Below are 17,480 nucleotides of genomic sequence, written 5' to 3' on the forward strand. Positions count from 1 at the left end.
TCCCGGCATGCCCTCCGCCCGGAAAGCATCAGCGGACAGGGCTACATCGACTGTTTTAAGGAGCGAACCGTGGCTTCCGTCTGCGATGTCTGCCGCAAGGGCCCGACCTTCGGCAACAACGTGTCCCACTCCCACCGCCGTACCCGTCGTCGTTGGAACCCCAACATCCAGACGGTCCGCGCGGTCGTCGGCGGCACGCCGAAGAAGCTCAACGTGTGCACCTCGTGCATCAAGGCGGGCAAGGTCACCCGCTAGGTCCCACACTTTCGCGTAAGCCCGTAGCTCCCGAGGGAGCCGCGGGCTTACGCGTTTTCCGGCCCCTGAGGCCCGAGCGTCAGCGCCAGCGCCAGGCGTGGTCCACCGGGCCGATGCCGCTTCCCAGAGGGAAACCCCGCGCGATCGCGCCCGTCACGTACTCCTTCGCCTTCCCCACCGCCTCCGGCACGTCGTCGCCCAGCGCGAGCCGGGAGGCGATCGCCGAGGCCAGCGTGCAGCCCGTGCCGTGGGTGTGGCGGTTGTCGAGGCGCTCGGCGGCGAAGCGGTATTCGGCCGTGCCGTCCGTGAGCAGATCCACGGGCGCGCCCGGCAGATGGCCGCCCTTGATCAGCGCCCACCTGGGCCCGAGCTCCAGAACGGCCTCGGCCGCCGCCCGCAGCCCGCCCTCGTCCTCCACCTTGACGGAGGTGAGCTGCTCCACCTCCCACAGGTTCGGCGTCACCACGGTGGCCACGGGCAGCAGCCGCGTCCGCAGCGTGTCGACGGCCTCGGGCGCGAGCAGCGGGTCACCGTGCTTCGACACCCCCACGGGGTCCACGATCACGGGCGCGGCGTACGAGCCGAGCGCGTCGGCCACGACCTCGACCAGCGCGGGGGAGGCCAGCATGCCGGTCTTCACCGCCTGGGCGCCGATGTCGCCCAGGACCGAGTCGAGCTGCGCGCGTACGGCCTCGGGCGGCAGCTCCCAGTAGCCCTGGACGCCCAGGGAGTTCTGAGCCGTCACCGCGGCGATGACGCTCATGCCGTGGACGCCCATGGCGAGCATGGTCTTCAGGTCGGCCTGGATGCCCGCGCCGCCCCCGGAGTCGGAGCCGGCGACGGTCAGCACGCGTGGAGGGGTCGAAACCGTCATGTCCCCCATCCAACCACTCAGCTGATGGCGCAGTCCCCGCTGACCAGCCCGCAGTTGGCGGCCTTCTGGCCCTCGCCCGTGGCGGTGAACGAGACGTTCACCGAGTCACCGGCCGACAGCGACGCCGACAGGTCGAGGATCAGCAGATCGCCGTCCTGCGTCCATTGGGCGCCGGTCACGGCCATGACCTTGCCTTCGACCGGGACGGAGACCGTCGGGTTCTCCAGCGTCTCCCCAGAGGTGTTCGAGAGCGTCATGTCGGCCTGGTAGCTGAGCACCCGCTGCTTGATGGTCTGCTTGATGTTCATCGCGCCGCCCTGGCCGGACCCGAACGTGTTCGTGGAGGTCGGGAGCGGGGTGCTGCCGCCGCTGCTGGTCCCCCCGCCGGTGTCGCCGTCGTCCAGCGTCGAAGGCTCCTCGGTCGGCGTCTCGGTGGCGAGCTCCTCGACGGGCGGCGTCGGCTCCTTCGTCGGCTTCGCGGACGTCTTCACCTTGGTCTTGGTGGGCGTCGGCGTCGCGGAGGCGGTGCGGCGCGGGGGCGTACGGGCGCTGTACGAGGCCGTCGGCGCCGGGGTCTTGGACGTCGTCGGCTCCTCGTCCGCCGACTCCTCCTCGGACGGCTCCTCCTCCGGCGTGGTCTCCTCTTCGGTCGGCTGGGAGGCCGCGGGACCCGGCTGGTTGTTCGTCGCCTGGACGGCGGCGCAGGTCGCGCCCGCGCACTTGTCGGGCGTACCCGACGAGCTCATGAACTTGACGCCCGCCACGGTGCCGCCGAGCACGACGGCCACCGCCGCGACCGACAGCAGCGCGACCCGGCCCTTGCCGCCACCCGACGACGGGGGCGCGGTGAGCACGTCGCCGCCGCCGCGTCCGCCCTTACGGCGCCCGCGGCGGCCCTTGGGCTCGTCCGGCTCGTCGAGGCCGGGGTCGGCCGCCCAGTCGGAGGCGAGGAAGCCGGTCTCGGCGTTCGCCCAGGCGGGCGCCTGCACGGCCGTGGGCTCCCCGGCCACCTTGACGTCCCCGGGCTCGGGCGGCCCGGCCGACATGGGCACCGCGCCGGTACGGTCACCGGGCCCGTCGAACGGCCCGTCGAACGGCCCGGGCCGGTCGCCGGGAGGTGGTCCGCCGAAGGCGCCACCCGGCACGTCGGGGCCGTCGAAGAAGGCCGTACGCTCCATGGGCCCGTCAAAGGGGCCAGACGCCTCAAAGGGGCCTCGACCGCCGGCCGGACCCGGACCTCCAGGGCCGGGCGGAGCGTCCGGGCCGCCGAAGAAGGCCGTACGCTCGGCGGGCCCCTCCATGGGAGCCGCGGCGTCGAAAGGGCCCCGCCTGGCGGGTGCGCCCGCATTGCCGGGGCCGTCGAAGAAGGCCGTGCGCTCCATGGGCCCGTCGAAGGGACCGGGAGCGTCAAAAGGGCGGTCGCCCGGCTGGCCCCACTCCGGCGGCCGGGCGAAGGCGCCCGTCGTCTCGAACGGCCCGGCCTCCCCAGGACCCGGCTGCGGGAAGCCATGCACGGGGTCGTTGGCCGGGGGGAAGCCGCCGTCGGAGTTGTTGGGCAGCGCGAAGGCACCGGTGGTCTCGAACGGCTCGGACTGCGGCCCGCGCGGAAGCGGTCCGTCAGTGCGCCGCGGCATGGGAGCCCACTGGCCCGTCACCTCGGGTTCGTCCGGCAGCGAAGGCCAGCCGGGCGGCTCGGCCTGCTCGTCAGGACCCCAGAATGCGCTGTTGTTCCCCCGTTCATCCCCGTCGTCGGATCCACCTGTGCCGTGGCGGCCCATGGCTGCCCTTTCTCGCGGTTACAGTGGCCGCCAATCTTCATAACACCTTTGCGACACCGTTGTCACAGCAATCCCCGGAGTCCCACCACAAATCCGGAAAATGTTACTCAAATCGGGACAAGTCATCACCGAAAGTGATCCCACCCACGGTGGCCTATCTCACGCCCATGAACCAGCACACCTTCGCCCTCGATCACCCGGCCCACGACCTGCCACGACGGCGGCAGACTCACCTCTGCGGGGAAGACCGCCGCGAGCGCGTGATCCTCACCACCCGTGAGCACCCACTCCAGCGGATCGACCCCAAGTTCCTTGGCCGCGACCGAAACCGGCTCCCCCACGGCGAAGGCCCGCGGATCCAGCTCGATGCGCACGCCGCTGGCCTCGGCGACGTGGCCGAGGTCCTGCAGCAGCCCGTCGCTGACGTCCAGCATCGCGCTCGCGCCCAGCTCGGCCGCCCCCGGCCCCATCGCGTACGGAGGGCTGGGCCGCCGATGCGCGACCACGACCTCCTCCAGGACGGGGTTCTCCGGCACGCCCGCCTCCAGCAGCGCCCACCCGGCGGCGGCATAGCCCAGCCGCCCGGTCACCGCCACGACCTGCCCGGGCCGGGCGCCGGAGCGCGTCACGGGAGCCCGCCCGCCCAGGTCGCCCAGCGCGGTAACCCCGATGACCACCAGGTCGCACCGCGTGATGTCGCCCCCGGCGACGCTCGCCCCGACCACCGCGCACTCGTCGCGGAACCCGTCCGTCAGCCCGTCGAGCCACGCCAGCGGCAGGTCGGCGGGCATGCCCAGCCCGACCACGAGGGACGTCGGCACGGCGCCCATGGCGGCCACGTCGGCGAGGTTCTGGGCGGCGGCCTTACGACCCACGTCGTAACCGCTGGACCAATCCCGCCGAAAATGTCTACCCTCGATCAGCAAATCCGTTGAGACCACAACCCGGCCGTCAGGCGCGCTGACCACGGCGGCGTCGTCACCCGGACCGAGCATTACCGCCGCACCCTGGGGCAGACGACCGGTAATCCGATTTATCACTCCGAATTCGCCGAGATCTCCGACTGTGATGACGCACCTCCTGACGCACACAGGGTACGGTGGCCCTTCGGCGTGATCCAATCGCCCGGGAGGACGTGATGGTGCAGGCCTACATCCTTATCCAGACCGAGGTCGGCAAGGCCGCTGCCGTGGCTCGCGAGATTTCCGGGATTCCCGGGGTCACTCAAGCGGAAGACGTGACGGGGCCCTACGACGTGATCGTGCGCGCGGAGGCCAACAACGTCGACGAGCTGGGCAAGCTCGTGGTGGCACAGATTCAGGCGGTGGAAGGGATCACGCGTACTCTTACGTGTCCGATCGTCCACATTTAAAGGTAGTCGTCGCATGCGTGCCGCCGCCGCCCTGCTCGTTCTCCTCGCGCTCGCCGGTTGCGGCGGCACCGTACAGGTCGAGCCGCCCAAACCGACGGGTGAGGCGGTGACAGCCTGCGGCAAGCTGGCGACGCTGCTGCCCCAGACGCTCGACGGCGACCGGCGTGGCACGTCCACGCCCGAGTCGCCGTACGTGGCCGTCTGGGGCGACGGGGTCATCGCGCTGCGCTGCGGCGTGCCCAGGCCGGCCAGGATGGCACCCACCGACCAGCTCCAGGAGATCGGCGGGGTGGGCTGGTTCGCCGACCCCGACAGGCCCACGTTGTTCACCGCGGTCACGGACGCGGCCTACGTGGAGGTCACGGTCGGCGGCGAGCACGTGGCCGCCGAGGTGCTGGCGGACCTGTCGAAGCCGATCGCCCAGGTCTCGCCCTCGTCCCAGTGACCGCGCGATCTCAACGCAGGCCCGCCGAGCGCGACAGCGCGAGCTGGATGAGCCGGTCGACCAGCGCCGGGTAGTCCAGCCCCGAGGCGGCCCAGAGCTGCGGCGCCACCGACAGCGACGTGAACCCGGGCATGGTGTTGATCTCGTTGAAGATCAGGTGGCCCTCGGGCGTGTAGAAGAAGTCGACCCGCGCGAGCCCCTCGCAGTCGAGCGCCTCGAACGCGCGCACCGCCATGGCCCGCAGCTGCTCGGCCGCCTCCTCGGGGAGGTCGGCGGGCACGGTGAGCGACATCTGGTCCGGGTAGTACTTCGCCTCGAAGTCGAAGAACTCCTGGCCGCCCTCGACCTTCACCTCGCCGGGCCGCGACGCGACCGCGGGCTCGTCGCCGAGCGACTCCAGCACCGCGCACTCGATCTCGCGGCCGACGATGGCGGCCTCGATGAGCACCTTGGGGTCGTGCTGCCTGGCGACCTCGACGGCCGCCTCCAGCTCGCCCAGGTCGTGGGCCTTGGAGATGCCCTGCGAGGACCCGGCCCTGGCGGGCTTGACGAACACGGGCCAGCCGAGCCCCTCCGCCTCCTTCAGCACGCGGTCGCGGTCGAGCCGCCAGTCGCGGTCGCGTACGACGACGTGGCGGCCGATCGGCAGCCCGGCGGCGGCCATGACGGTCTTCATGTGGGCCTTGTCCATGCCCACCGCGCTGGCCAGCACGCCCGAGCCGACATAGCGCACCCCGGCCATCTCGAGCAGTCCCTGGATGGTGCCGTCCTCGGCGAACGGGCCGTGCATCACGGGGAACACCACGTCCACCGAGCCGAGCTCCACGGGGATGCTGCCGGGGTCGTACGCCACCAGCGAACTCCCACCGGACGGCAGCGCCAGCGCCGCGCCCGAGGTGTCGACGACCGGCAGCTCGCCCGACTCGATGGCGAACCGCTGGTCCGAAGCCGCCAGCACCCACCTGCCGTCCTGGGCGATCCCGATGGGGATCACCTCGTACTTGCTCCTGTCGATCGCATCCAGCACACTGCCCGCGCCCATCAGGGACACGGCGTGCTCCGAATTGCGGCCTCCGAAAACAACGGCGACGCGTGGCTTGCTCATGGTGTCCGAATCTACCGGGGTGTCCGGGTCACAGCGAGCCGAGCACGCCGTAATCAGGACTTTCTCCCATCCTTACACGCCGTACCGCTCCGGTTTGGGCGATCGGGACATGAGCAACATGCCCGCCTCCGCCGGGGACATGCCGTCGTGGACGACCCCGACGACGACCTCGGTGATCGGCATCTCGACGTCGTGCTTCCTGGCCAGCTCCAGCACGGACTCGCAGGACTTCACGCCCTCGGCGGTCTGCTTGGTGGCGGCCACGACCTCGGCGAGGGTCATGCCCCTGCCCAGGTTCTCGCCGAAGGTGCGGTTGCGCGACAGCGGCGACGTGCAGGTCGCCACGAGGTCCCCCATGCCCGCGAGCCCCGCGAACGTGTGCTGGTCGGCCCCCAGGGCCGCGCCCAGGCGGGAGATCTCGGCCAGCCCCCTGGTGATGAGCATGGCGCCGACGTTGTCGCCCATGCCCATGCCCGCGGAGACGCCCACGGCCAGGGCGATCACGTTCTTCACCGCGCCGCCCAGCTCGACGCCGACCACGTCGTGGTTGGTGTACGGGCGGAACCACGGCGGCAGGTGGCAGATCGCCTGCAATCGGGCGGCGACCGACTCGTCGGTGCAGGCGACGACGGTGGCGGCGGGCTGGCGTTCGGCTATCTCCTTGGCCAGGTTGGGGCCTGAGACGACCGCGACCCGCTCCTCGGGCACCTCGGCGACCTCGCGGATCACCTCGCTCATCCGCTTGGTCGTGCCCAGCTCGATGCCCTTCATCAGGCTCACCAGGACGGCGTTCGGCGGGATGTGCTCGCGCCAGGCGGCCAGGTTGGGCCGCAGCTGCTGCGACGGCACCGCCAGCACCACGAACTCGGCCCCTTCGAGCGCCCGGGCCGGGTCGGTCGTGGCGCGCAGCTTCTCCGGGAGGGGGAGGCCCGGCAGGTAGTCGGGGTTGACGTGGTCGCGGTCGATCGCCTCGACCAGCTCCCGTCTGCGGCCCCAGAGCATGACCTCGTTGCCTGCCTCGGCCAGGATCGTCGCGAACGTGGTCCCCCACGAGCCCGTCCCGAAAACGGCCACCTTTGTCATGCCATCACTCCTTGGCCGGATCGTAGGGAGTCTCGGGGGCCTTCTCGCCACGCAGCTCGGCGAGCTGCTGGGTGATCGCGGCCGTGATGTCGGCCGTCGCCGCGCGCAACACCTCCGCCTGCAGCGGCCGGCCCTGGTACTTCGACAGGTCCACCGGTGGGCCCACCGTCACGCGGAACGTCTTGCGCGGGAACAGCCTGGGCTTCTTCTCCCCGTACGGCAGCAACTCATGCGCGCCCCAGTGGGCCACCGGGATGACCGGCGCGCCGCTCTCCAGCGCCAGCCGGGCCGCGCCCGTCTTGCCCACCATGGGCCACAGGTCGGGATCGCGGGTGCAGGTGCCCTCGGGGTAGAACAGGATCGCGGCGCCGGCCTCGAGTCGCTGGGCCGAGATGTGCAGGGACTTCGCCGCCTCGGCGCTGCCCCGGTCGACGGGGATGGCCAGGAGCCCCGTCACCGCCCTGCCCAGGAACGGCACCTTGAACAGAGCGGCCTTGGCCAGGATTACCGGCCAGCGCCCGTTGTTGTAGAGGAAGTGCGACAGCAGGACAGGATCAGTCCAGGAGAGGTGATTGGTCGCGATGATCACGCCGCCGGTGCGCGGGATGCGCTCCCCACGACGCCAGTCCCTCTTGACCAGGAGCCAGGACAGCGGTTTCACGATGACGACTGCCAGGGTTTCCCAGAAACGCGATGGTCGCGCGGGGCGGCTCATGGTCTCCTCCAACACGTACGGGATGCGCCCCAAGTCTCCCGGTTGGCCGCGCGGGATGTCGAGGCGGGATGCTTAAGACTATGAGCATCCGCTGGTCCCTGGTCATCCCGGTGAAGACGCTGGTCGCGGCGAAGACGAGGCTGGCGGCGGCCACGGGCCCGCACCGGACCAGGCTGGCCGTGGCCGTGGCGAGTGACACGGTGGCGGCGGCGCTCTCGTGCGCGCGGGTCGCCCGGGTGATCGTGGTGACGGCCGATCCCGCCGCGGCCGGGCCCCTGGGCGCGCTGGGGGCCGAGGTGGTGCCCGACCCGGACCGCGGCCTGAACACCGCCCTGCGCACCGGGGCCGCCCATGCCGTACGCGTCGCGCCGGGCGACGCGGTGGGGGCGCTCCAGGCGGACCTGCCCGCGCTGCGGTCGCCGGAGCTGGGGACGGCGCTGGAGGCCGCCGCCGAGTTCGACCAGTCCTTCGTGCCGGACGCGCTCGACGTCGGGACGACCTTCTACGGGGTGCGGCCGGGGATGCCGTTCACGCCGAGGTTCGGCGGGGAGTCGCGGGCCAAGCACCTGGCGGGCGGGGCCAAGGAGCTGTGCCTGACGGGGATCGACTCGGTGCGGCGGGACGTGGACACGCCCGACGACCTGCGCGCGGCGATCGCGCTGGGCCTCGGCCGCCACACGGCCGCGGTGGTCGCCGAGCTGTGGCCCGGCTCATGAGACGGCTGGGCTCCGGTTTTCCTGCCGCGGGCTCATGAAGTGCTCGCGGAGGTCTTCATGATGGCGGGCGAGGTCGCCACCGCCAGGTGCGCCAGGCTCATCAGGGCCACGGCCGCGGCGAAGGCCGCGTAGCCGCCGAGCCACTCCCCCAACGCGCCGCCGACCAGCCCGCCCAGCGGGTACGCCCCCCACATCAGGAAGCGCATGCTGGCGTTGACCCGGCCCATCAGGTGGTCGGGCGTGATGCGCTGGCGGTAGCTGAGCTGGGCCACGCCGAAGATCGAGCTGACCGCGCCGAACAGCGACGAGGCCGCCGGGAAGATCAGCAGCTGCCAACCGGGGCCGGTCGCCAGCGCGGGCAGGTAGAGCACGGCCGCCAGGACGGCGGAGCCGTACAGGGTGGGGCCGCTGCCGAAGCGCGCGGTGAGGCGGGCCACCAGCGCGGCGCCCACGAGGGAGCCGACGGCGGCGGCCGACAGCAGCAGCCCGTACTGGGCGGAGCCGACCCCCAGCTCCTTGACCAGGTAGAGCGGCAGTCCGACGGCCGCGATGCCGTTGGCCGCCATGACGAGCGCGCCCACGATCGCGACCCTGCGCAGCACCCGCTCTCCCGCGACGAACCTGATGCCCTCCGCCACCTCCTGGCGCAGCCTCCGCTCGCCGCGCCGCGGGCTCTCCTCGGCGCGCACGCCCCACAGCAGGAACGCGGAGAGGAGGTAGCTGACGGCGTCGGCGAGCAGCGCGATCGGCGCGGTGAACACGGCCACCGCCCAGCCGCCGACGCCCGGTCCGGCGAGCAGCGAGGTGTTCCTGGTGACCTCCAGGACGCCGTTGCCGCGTTCGAGGCGCTCCTTGGTCACGATGGCGGGCAGGAAGCTCATGTGGGCGACGTCGAAGAAGACCGTGCCCACGCCCAGCACCAGGGCGACCGCGTACAGCTGCGGCAGCGTCAGCACGTCGAGCCAGGCCGCCACCGGGACCGACAGCAGCGCCACGCCACGCGCGAGGTCGGACCAGATGAGGATCGGGCGGCGCCGCGACCGGTCCACCCACACGCCCGCGGGCAGCCCGATCAGCAGGAAGGCGAGCATCTGGGCCGCCGACAGCAGGCCGAGCTGGAAGGCTCCGGCGTCCAGGGCGAGGAGCGCTGCCAGGGGCAGGGCCACGACCGTGACCTGCGTGCCCAACTGCGTGATGGCGTTCGCCCACGCGAACCGCCAGAAATCGCCCGTACGTCCCATGTCTCTCGATCTTTGCCGCCTGGCCGGGCAAGGGGCAAACGAATTACGCTGATCAGCGTGCAGGGAACGGTACGCAGCTTCGACGAGGCCACGCGCTCGGGGACGGTGTTCCTCGACGACGGGACCGTGCTGGAGTTCGGCACGTCCGCCTTCGACGCGGGGCCGCTGCGGCTGCTGCGCACGGGACAGCGGGTCAACATCGGGATGTCCGGCGAGGAGATCGCCTACATCACGCTCTCGACCTTCCCGGTCCCGGACGCCTTCCGCGGCCGCCCGCCGGCGGGCGATTCCGAGTAACAGGCCCATTTGCCGGGTCGCGGCCCGGCCGATTGCGGGCCGAAATGCGAAACGCCCGGGCCGATGGCCCGGGCGGAAGCGCGTGCTGGGTTTACTTCTTCTTTCCGGCTTTCTTGCCGCCCTGGTTGACCAGTTCCTTGAAGTCGGATCCCGGGCGGAACTTCGGCCCCCAGCTCTCGGGGACGTTGATTTCCGCGCCGGTCGACGGGTTCCTGGCCGTGCGGGCGGGCTTGTTCACCATCTCGAATGCGCCGAAGCCCGTGATCGAGACCTTGTCGCCGCTCGCCACGGCCTTCTGGATGGTGTCGATGACCGCGTTCACGGCCTCGGTGGCCGTCTTCCTGTCGCCAACCCGATCAGCGATGGCCTCGACGAGTTCTCGCTTGTTCATGAAAGTCCTGCTCCCCCAGTTACGGCTCGGGGTTCCAGCTCATGAGTTCGCCCTAGAAACCCCTTACGGGCTTGAAAGTAGGCGGGATCGCCGGTGAACTCAATCACCTAGCGCGTTTTCCTCACTACGTGGCGTGTCGAGAGAGGCCAGAAAGGCGTCGAGTCGGGCGGCGGCCCTTTCCGGGTCACGCTTCGCCAGATCGCAAATCGCGAGGTAGCGGCGGGCCAGCCGGTCCTTCTCGGCTGGGGGAAGCATGCGGACGCGGCGGTGCGCCTCGCGCAACCGCCGCGCCAGTTCGTCGTCTTCTAGACGGTCGTCGGCAGCCATGGCTGCCGACCATTCTCGTACGACGCCACATCGTCGGCGTGACGCAGGGTCAGCCCGATGTCGTCGAGGCCCTCCATGAGCCGCCAGCGGGTGTAGTCGTCGATCTCGAACGACACGGCCTCATCGGCCCAGCGGACCTGGCGTTCGACCAGGTCGACGGTGACCTCGAGCTTCGGGTCCGCCTCGACGGCCGACTGCAGCGCCTCGACCTTGTCGCCCGGCAGGATGACCGGCAGCAGGCCCATCTTCGTGGAGTTGTTGCGGAAGATGTCGCCGAAGCGGGCGGCGATCACGACGCGGAACCCGTACTGCTGCAGCGCCCAGACCGCGTGCTCGCGCGAGGAGCCGGTGCCGAAGTCGGGGCCGGAGACGAGGATCGAGCCGCCCTCGTAGGACGGGTCGTTCAGCACGAACGTCGGGTCCTCGCGCCAGGCCGCGAACAGGCCCTTCTCGAACCCGGTGCGGCTGACCTGCTTGAGCCAGACGGCCGGGATGATCTGGTCGGTGTCGACGTTGCTGCGGCGCAGCGGCACCGCCGTACCGGTGTGGGTGGTGAATGCTTCCATCGGTCCAGGTCTCCTTACAGGTCGGCGGGCGCGGTCAGACGGCCGGTGACGGCGGTCGCGGCGGCGACCTGCGGCGACACCAGGTGGGTGCGGCCGCCCTTGCCCTGGCGGCCCTCGAAGTTGCGGTTGGAGGTGGAGGCGCTGCGCTCGCCGGGCTGGAGCGTGTCGGGGTTCATGCCCAGGCACATCGAGCAGCCGGCCTCGCGCCACTCGGCGCCGGCAGCCTTGAACACCTCGTGCAGGCCCTCCTGCTCGGCCTGCAGCTTGACCAGCATCGAGCCGGGCACGATCAGCGTGCGGGTCTTCACCTGGCGGCCGCGCAGGATCTCGGCGGCCGAGCGCAGGTCCTCGATGCGGCCGTTGGTGCACGAGCCGACGAACACGGTGTCGACCTCGATCTCACGCAGCGGCGTGCCGGCGGTCAGGCCCATGTACTCCAGCGCCCGCTCGGCGGCCGAGCGCTCGACCGGGTCGGAGAAGCTCTCCGGGGACGGGACGGACTCGCCCAGCGGCAGGCCCTGGCCCGGGTTGGTGCCCCACGTGACGTACGGGGTCAGCGTCGTGGCGTCGATCTCCACGACCTTGTCGAACACGGCGTCGTCGTCGGTGCGCAGCGTCTTCCAGTACGCGACGGCCTGGTCCCACGCCTCGCCCTCGGGCGCGTGCGGGCGGCCCTTCAGGTACTCGAACGTGGTCTCGTCCGGCGCGATCATGCCGGCGCGGGCGCCCGCCTCGATCGACATGTTGCAGACCGTCATGCGGCCCTCCATGGAGAGCTTGCGGACAGCCTCGCCGCGGTACTCCACGATGTAACCCTGGCCGCCGCCGGTGCCGATCTTGGCGATGATGGCCAGGATCAGGTCCTTGGCGGTCACGCCGGCGGGCAGCTCGCCGGAGACCTCGATCGCCATCGTCTTCGGCCGGTACGCGGGCAGCGTCTGCGTGGCCAGCACGTGCTCGACCTCGGAGGTGCCGATGCCGAACGCGATGCCGCCGAACGCGCCGTGCGTCGAGGTGTGGGAGTCACCGCACACGATCGTCATGCCCGGCTGCGTCAGCCCGAACTGCGGGCCGATGATGTGCACCACGCCCTGACCGGCGTCGCCCATCGGATGGAGCCTGATGCCGAACTCGGCGGCGTTCTTGCGCAGCGTCTCGACCTGCGTCTTGGACACCGGGTCGGAGATCGGGCCGAGCACGGTCGGCACGTTGTGGTCCTCGGTGGCGATCGTGAGATCGGGCCGCCGCACCTTCCGGCCGGCGAGACGGAGCCCGTCGAACGCCTGCGGGCTGGTCACCTCGTGAATGAGGTGCAGGTCGATATAGAGCAGGTCCGGTTCGCCCTCGGCACGCCGGACTACGTGCTGCTCCCAGACCTTCTCGGCCAGTGTGCGGCCCATGATCTCCTCCTGTTTGTTCGCGGTGCGCCATCGCACCGCTTGCTCAGGCCCGGTCCCGCCGGTCGCCGCTCCGGGGGACCAGCGCTCCCTCCGTGCCTTTACGATGCTTCGCATCGCGGCCCGGTCGCTCAGGTCGGTCCCTTTCGTTCTTCAGTCCAGAGACCGGCGCTCCCTCGCGGCGGGAGTTTGCCTCCGACTTGCCTTCTCATATGTCGAGACGGCAGTATCGGTGTATGGACAACTCTAGCGGAGTCGGAGTACTCGACAAGGCCGTTCTTGTACTCAATGCCCTCGAAGCGGGACCCGCTTCACTGGCGCAGCTCGTCCAGGCCACCGGTCTGGCCCGCCCCACGGCCCATCGGCTGGCCGTCGCACTTGAGCACCACCGCATTGTGAGTCGTGACACACAGGGCAGGTTCGTCCTGGGTCCCCGGCTTTCCGAGTTGTCCACCGCGGCCGGCGAGGACCGGCTGCTGGCGGTGGCCGCCCCCGTACTGATGCAGCTCAGGGATCTCACTGGAGAGAGCGCGCAACTCTACCGCCGGCAGGGCGACGAGCGCGTCTGCGTCGCGGCCGCCGAACGCGCGAGCGGCCTGCGGGACACCGTGCCGGTGGGCTCCGCGCTGCCCATGTCGGCGGGCTCGGCCGCGCAGATACTGCTGGCATGGGAGGAGCCGGACCGGCTGCACCGCGGCCTGCGCGGCGCCAAGTTCAGCGCCGCCACCCTCGCCTCCGTACGGCGCCGCGGCTGGGCCCACAGCGTCGGCGAGCGCGAGCAGGGGGTGGCCAGCGTGTCGGCGCCCATAAGGGGCAGCGGCGGCAAGGTGATCGCGGCCGTGTCGGTCTCCGGCCCCATCGAACGGCTCACGAGGGCGCCGGGCCGGCTCCACGCGGTGCCCGTTATGGCGGCGGCCGAACGTATAACGGAGGCAATGCGTCGCACGTCATGATCGGCGAAAGCAGGTATTTGGGGAGCCGAGTGCCTCGTGGGCGCACTAGCCTGAGTGCGTGACAGATCGCATCGAGGTAGCCGCCACTGAGCTGCGACCCCTGCTCGAAGAGTTCATCATGTGGGCGCGTGCGAACGCGCCCGGAAGCGACCCCGAGCTCGTGGGGCCTGCCGCACTGTGGCACCGTCTCGCCTTCTCGCAGGACCTCGGCACGTGGAAGCGTGCTGACCTGCGCAACCTGCTGCTCGACCGCATGCCCAAGGTCGTGGAGGATCCCGACGCCGCCGCCGACGGGATGCTCCCGGCCGTGGACGCGTACCTGACGTTCCTCTCCCAGACCGGCAGGCTGGCCGAGGGCTCGGACTCCCTCGCCGATCTGCAAGCTGAGCTCGACGACGTCGAGGACGAGTTCGTCGACCTCATGGAAGAGCTGCTCGACGACGCCGAGGGCGACGACGACGGGGAGGACGAGGTCGGCGACCTGGGCGATTTCGAGCCGTTCGCGGACGACCTCGCCGAACTCGACACGATCAGGCTGCGGCCCGACTCGGAGCTCGCCGCGGCGGCCCGGCAGGCGCCGCTGGTGGCCAAGGCCCGCGACCTCGCCCTCTGGGTGGGTTCCGGCCGCCGGGTGGGCGAGGACACCCTGCTCACCGACGCCGAGGTGGAGGAGGCGCTGGCGGCCGTCGGGCTGCCCAGGCCCGACACCGACGGCCCGATCGCCGAGGTCGTCCCGCAGCTCTGGAACATCTGGAACCTGGCCGTGGACCTGGAGTTCCTCCAGCCCGGCGAGGGCAACACGGTCGCGGTGCAGGACGACACCTCTGAGTGGCCGTTCGACGACGACGAGGACGTTCTCGACGCCTGGATGCTCGGGCTCCACTCCGTCGACTACGGCGACCCGGAGCTGAGCGACGAAGACCTCACGATGGCGCTGGCGGGCCTGACCCGGGGCCTGCTGGTCAGGCTGCTGCTGGCGGGGGGCTCGCGCGAGCTCGACGACCTGGCGCAGGACCTGGCCGAGTCCGCCGCCGACCTCGACGAGCTGGGCTCTGACGCGTGGGAGGCGGCAGGCGAACCGCTGGCCCCCGCGATCGACTGGCTCGTCGGGTACGGCATGGTCGAGGTCGACGGCAGCACCGTCCGCCTCACGCCGCTCGGCACCGAGGGGGTCGTCCACCTGGTGGACGACGCCGACATCGAAGTGGACGCGCGGCCCGCGATCGAGTCCATGAGCGCCCACGAGCTGCTGGCGCTCAGCGCCGAGCTGCCCGAGGACGAGGCCGACGCGGAGTTCGCGGCCTGGATGCGGCTCCGGGAGCCGGGCAAGGCGGCCGAGGAGCTGCTGGAGGCGGCGGCCGAGGACGAGAGCGACGCGCTGATCAGGGTGCAGGCGGCCAGCGTGGTCGGCACCCTGGGCGAGGCCGCCATCCCGGCCTGGCAGGCGGCGCTCAAACAGCCCTCGCTCCGGCCCTACGCGGCCACGCACCTGAGCCAGCTGGAGGTCGAGGGGGCACCCGAGCCCACCCAGGACGACACCCACTGGCTGATCCTGGACATGTGGACGATCTCGGCCGGGCTGGGGCGTTCCGAGTTCGTGAGCAGCCTGCGGGACATCGGGCCGGAGATGGTCAACAACCTGCTCGAGGTGATCTGGCGGATTCCGCACGCGCACGTGGAGGAGCTGCTGGACCTGATCTCCCAGGTCCACCCGGACAAGCAGGTCGCCAAGACGGCCCGCCGCGCCCTCTTCAAGGCACGCTCCGTGTAACCACCGCTCCACGGAGGCCCTCGCCACTCGGCGGGGGCCTTTCCACTTCCGGCCCCCGGAACCCCCCGCTTCTCAGAACTTCTCAGGCGAGCCACCCACCACACGCGGCCGGACACCTCGGGCCTGCACCCGCACGCGGCCGGACACCTCGGGCCCGCCACGCGTAACCGGGTCCCTGGGCCCTGCACGCCCACAGCGATCACCACCGCACGGAGCCGAACCCCTCGAACCGGCAACCACCGCGCGGCCTGGCCTCCTGAGCTTCGCACGCTCGTGAGGAGCAGCCCACTCATCGCACGTAGCCGGCCGTCTCGGGGCGGCGACCCACCGCACGTGCCCCGGACTCCTGGCGCTTTTTACGCTCACGACGAGCAGCCGCAAGGGCCGGACGCCTTGGGAGAGCAAGCACCACACGCGGCCAGGCTTCGTGGGCCTCGGACTCCACAGCGAGCGCCCACCGAACGGGGCCGGACGCCTCGGGTCGGCGAGGCGCCGCATCTGGGTGGGTTTTGTCCAGGGAGACGTGGCAGGCGGGAGCGGAAAACAGAAACGCTCCGGGCTGTGAGCGCCGGAGCGAGTGTGATAGACGTAGTCCCGACCGGATTCGAACCGGCGCTACCGCCTTGAGAGGGCGGCGTCCTGGGCCACTAGACGACGGGACCTTCGCGGGCTTGTGACAGTGGTAGTCCCGACCGGATTCGAACCGGCGCTACCGCCTTGAGAGGGCGGCGTCCTGGGCCACTAGACGACGGGACCCTGTCCACAAGCTGCTGGTGCCGGGATCTCCCCGGCAACGCAGGTAACTCTACCGCACCCCGGAGACCACACCAAACTGCTTAACGGCCCATCAGGTCGGGCCTGTGGCGGCGTACCCAAGCCCCCATAGCCCCGCCTTCCCACAGCGGGTCGAACTCTCCGAGCGGGATCGCCACCTCCGGCCGGCCAGTGGCCGGGTCCACGGGGACGCGGGCCAGCCGCTCGCGCATCCAGCCCGGCACCCGCGGCGGCACCGTACGCTCGCCCCACCCGACGAGCCCCACCGAACGCAGCGGCTCCACCCGTACCCGCACGCCGCCCGGACGGCCGATGCGCCTGGGGCCGGCCAGTTGGGTGTCCACGACGTCGATCCTGGTGATGTCGGGCCAGCGGAGGTGGACGCGGAAGCCGTACGAGTCGGTCAGCTCCACGCCGTCGGCGGAGAAGCGGACGACGGTGCCGGTGGCCAGGCGGCGGTGCTTGGCCACGAGCACGGCCAGAAGGCCAGCGGTGGCCAGCGTCCCGATGACGGCGCCCAGCGGGGTGCTGCCGGTGAAGATGGCGCCAAGGAGCAGGCAGACGACGAAGAAGAGGGCGAGCGGAGCGACGAACGGGGCGACGAGGCGCGGGAAGTTGCCCGCGCGAATACGAAACTCATCCATAAGTCGGGCGGACTCTACCCAAACCACTGCTGTGACTCCACCCTCACGCCCCTCGCCCGCTGCCGGTCGGTGGGTCAAAACCTGGCCGGGGAAGCGCTCGTCTCCATCGTCACTGTCAGTCGGTGAGGAGGCCGCGGCGGTAGGCCTCGGCCACGGCGGAGGCGCGGTCGCGGACGTCGAGCTTGGCGTAGATGTGCAGGAGGTGGGTCTTGACGCTGGCCTCGCTGATGAACAGGCTCGCCGCCGCCACCTTGTTCGTCGCTCCCCCGGCCACCAGGCGCAGCACCTCCAGCTCCCGTTTGCTGAGCCTGCCCCTGGTGGGCTTGCGGAGGGCCGCCGCGAGCCGGCCGGCCACGGCGGGGGCGAGGACGGTCTCGCCCCGGTGGGTGGCTCGGACGGCGCGCACCAGCTCCTCCGGCGGGGCGTCCTTCAACAGGTAGCCGGTGGCGCCCGCTTCGAGGGCGGGCAGGACGTCGGTGTCGAACGTGGTCAGGACCAGCACCCGCGGGCCCGTGCCGCTGAGGCGGCGGATGGCGGTGACGCCGTCCATCCCCGGCATGCGCAGGTCCATGAGGACGATGTCGGGCTCGAGCTCCGCGGCCAGGCGTACGGCCTCCGCGCCGTCGGCCGCCTCGCCGACGATCTCAAGGTCGGGCTCGCCGCCGAGTGCCGCGCGCAGGCCGTCGCGCACGATGGGGTGATCGTCCGCTATCAGCAGCCTCAGCCGCATCTCTCCCCTTCCGGCCGGCACCCGTCGTCCCTCGTCAGGGTCTCAT

General features: G+C 71.2%; 20 protein-coding genes and 2 tRNA genes. 7 read left to right on the forward strand and 15 right to left on the reverse strand.

Annotation, left to right across the window (positions count from 1 at the left end; translation table 11 throughout):
* Positions 1-69: 69 nt before the first annotated feature.
* On the forward strand, positions 70-255 hold the full coding sequence (gene rpmB / locus ACWEPL_RS01830; protein WP_043618345.1) for a 50S ribosomal protein L28: 186 nt from the start codon (positions 70-72) through the stop codon (positions 253-255).
* A gap of 79 nt (positions 256-334) precedes the next feature.
* Here the strand turns inward: rpmB and thiD are convergent, their stop codons facing one another.
* The 3 genes from thiD to ACWEPL_RS01845 form a co-directional block, all read right to left on the reverse strand.
* Positions 335-1,138 (reverse strand): bifunctional hydroxymethylpyrimidine kinase/phosphomethylpyrimidine kinase, encoded by an 804-nt coding sequence (thiD, locus tag ACWEPL_RS01835; RefSeq protein WP_363976007.1) that lies wholly within the window; start codon positions 1,136-1,138, stop codon positions 335-337.
* An 8-nt stretch (positions 1,139-1,146) separates the two neighbouring features.
* Positions 1,147-2,763, reverse strand: coding sequence for a hypothetical protein (locus ACWEPL_RS01840; protein ID WP_452434718.1), 1,617 nt, complete (start codon positions 2,761-2,763; stop codon positions 1,147-1,149).
* 269 nt (positions 2,764-3,032) lie between these two features.
* On the reverse strand, positions 3,033-3,998 hold the full coding sequence (locus ACWEPL_RS01845; RefSeq protein ID WP_363976013.1) for a thiamine-phosphate kinase: 966 nt from the start codon (positions 3,996-3,998) through the stop codon (positions 3,033-3,035).
* Between the two features lie 47 nt (positions 3,999-4,045).
* On the opposite strand from ACWEPL_RS01845, the gene ACWEPL_RS01850 reads away from it, so the two are divergent.
* Positions 4,046-4,279, forward strand: coding sequence for an Lrp/AsnC family transcriptional regulator (locus ACWEPL_RS01850; RefSeq protein WP_106249262.1), 234 nt, complete (start codon positions 4,046-4,048; stop codon positions 4,277-4,279).
* 13 nt (positions 4,280-4,292) lie between these two features.
* Entirely contained in the window at positions 4,293-4,724 is a 432-nt protein-coding gene (locus ACWEPL_RS01855; protein ID WP_350729718.1) for a DUF3515 family protein, read from the forward strand.
* A gap of 10 nt (positions 4,725-4,734) precedes the next feature.
* On the opposite strand, the gene ACWEPL_RS01860 is transcribed toward ACWEPL_RS01855, so the two are convergent.
* The 3 genes from ACWEPL_RS01860 to ACWEPL_RS01870 form a co-directional block, all read right to left on the reverse strand.
* Positions 4,735-5,829 (reverse strand): D-alanine--D-alanine ligase family protein, encoded by a 1,095-nt coding sequence (locus tag ACWEPL_RS01860; protein ID WP_363976018.1) that lies wholly within the window; start codon positions 5,827-5,829, stop codon positions 4,735-4,737.
* Between the two features lie 72 nt (positions 5,830-5,901).
* Entirely contained in the window at positions 5,902-6,912 is a 1,011-nt protein-coding gene (locus ACWEPL_RS01865) for an NAD(P)H-dependent glycerol-3-phosphate dehydrogenase (protein ID WP_363976021.1), read from the reverse strand.
* A 4-nt stretch (positions 6,913-6,916) separates the two neighbouring features.
* Positions 6,917-7,627, reverse strand: coding sequence for a lysophospholipid acyltransferase family protein (locus ACWEPL_RS01870; RefSeq protein ID WP_363976024.1), 711 nt, complete (start codon positions 7,625-7,627; stop codon positions 6,917-6,919).
* 80 nt (positions 7,628-7,707) lie between these two features.
* Between ACWEPL_RS01870 and cofC the strand changes: the two genes are divergently transcribed.
* Positions 7,708-8,343 (forward strand): 2-phospho-L-lactate guanylyltransferase, encoded by a 636-nt coding sequence (gene cofC, locus ACWEPL_RS01875; RefSeq protein ID WP_363976027.1) that lies wholly within the window; start codon positions 7,708-7,710, stop codon positions 8,341-8,343.
* Between the two features lie 32 nt (positions 8,344-8,375).
* Here cofC and ACWEPL_RS01880 read toward each other — a convergent pair whose 3' ends face one another.
* The gene (locus ACWEPL_RS01880) at positions 8,376-9,584 is read right to left on the reverse strand and encodes an MFS transporter (RefSeq protein WP_363976030.1); all 1,209 of its coding nucleotides are present in this window, start codon (positions 9,582-9,584) and stop codon (positions 8,376-8,378) included.
* A gap of 57 nt (positions 9,585-9,641) precedes the next feature.
* Between ACWEPL_RS01880 and ACWEPL_RS01885 the strand changes: the two genes are divergently transcribed.
* Positions 9,642-9,881 carry a hypothetical protein gene (locus ACWEPL_RS01885; RefSeq protein WP_350729709.1) on the forward strand — a complete coding sequence of 80 codons (240 nt, stop codon included), beginning with the start codon at positions 9,642-9,644 and terminating at the stop codon, positions 9,879-9,881.
* 91 nt (positions 9,882-9,972) lie between these two features.
* Here ACWEPL_RS01885 and ACWEPL_RS01890 read toward each other — a convergent pair whose 3' ends face one another.
* The 4 genes from ACWEPL_RS01890 to leuC all read right to left on the reverse strand — a co-directional run bounded on the left by ACWEPL_RS01890 (position 9,973) and on the right by leuC (position 12,565).
* Complete coding sequence (locus tag ACWEPL_RS01890) at positions 9,973-10,272, reverse strand: HU family DNA-binding protein (protein WP_350729708.1); 300 nt, start codon at positions 10,270-10,272, stop codon at positions 9,973-9,975.
* 99 nt (positions 10,273-10,371) lie between these two features.
* Entirely contained in the window at positions 10,372-10,599 is a 228-nt protein-coding gene (locus ACWEPL_RS01895; protein WP_355208881.1) for an SCO5555 family protein, read from the reverse strand.
* Positions 10,578-11,165 carry a 3-isopropylmalate dehydratase small subunit gene (leuD, locus tag ACWEPL_RS01900; RefSeq protein WP_363976035.1) on the reverse strand — a complete coding sequence of 196 codons (588 nt, stop codon included), beginning with the start codon at positions 11,163-11,165 and terminating at the stop codon, positions 10,578-10,580. Before leuD ends, ACWEPL_RS01895 begins: the two co-directional genes overlap by 22 nt.
* 14 nt (positions 11,166-11,179) lie before the next feature.
* Positions 11,180-12,565, reverse strand: a complete 1,386-nt coding sequence (leuC, locus tag ACWEPL_RS01905) for a 3-isopropylmalate dehydratase large subunit (RefSeq protein WP_350729703.1) — start codon at positions 12,563-12,565, stop codon at positions 11,180-11,182.
* A gap of 233 nt (positions 12,566-12,798) precedes the next feature.
* On the opposite strand from leuC, the gene ACWEPL_RS01910 reads away from it, so the two are divergent.
* Together ACWEPL_RS01910 and ACWEPL_RS01915 are read left to right on the forward strand one after the other, a co-directional pair.
* On the forward strand, positions 12,799-13,515 hold the full coding sequence (locus ACWEPL_RS01910; RefSeq protein ID WP_350729701.1) for an IclR family transcriptional regulator: 717 nt from the start codon (positions 12,799-12,801) through the stop codon (positions 13,513-13,515).
* A 58-nt stretch (positions 13,516-13,573) separates the two neighbouring features.
* Positions 13,574-15,286, forward strand: coding sequence for a hypothetical protein (locus tag ACWEPL_RS01915; protein ID WP_363976042.1), 1,713 nt, complete (start codon positions 13,574-13,576; stop codon positions 15,284-15,286).
* Positions 15,287-15,875: 589 nt separating this feature from the next.
* Here ACWEPL_RS01915 and ACWEPL_RS01920 read toward each other — a convergent pair.
* From ACWEPL_RS01920 to ACWEPL_RS01935, 4 genes are all read right to left on the reverse strand, one after another.
* A tRNA-Glu gene (locus ACWEPL_RS01920) sits at positions 15,876-15,948 on the reverse strand.
* 18 nt (positions 15,949-15,966) lie between these two features.
* Positions 15,967-16,042, reverse strand: a tRNA-Glu gene (locus tag ACWEPL_RS01925).
* 80 nt (positions 16,043-16,122) lie between these two features.
* Entirely contained in the window at positions 16,123-16,704 is a 582-nt protein-coding gene (locus tag ACWEPL_RS01930) for a hypothetical protein (RefSeq protein WP_452434725.1), read from the reverse strand.
* Between the two features lie 115 nt (positions 16,705-16,819).
* The gene (locus tag ACWEPL_RS01935; RefSeq protein WP_192787601.1) at positions 16,820-17,434 is read right to left on the reverse strand and encodes a response regulator; all 615 of its coding nucleotides are present in this window, start codon (positions 17,432-17,434) and stop codon (positions 16,820-16,822) included.
* Positions 17,435-17,480: the final 46 nt, after the last annotated feature.

The sequence above is a fragment of the Nonomuraea sp. NPDC004186 genome (assembly GCF_053603495.1).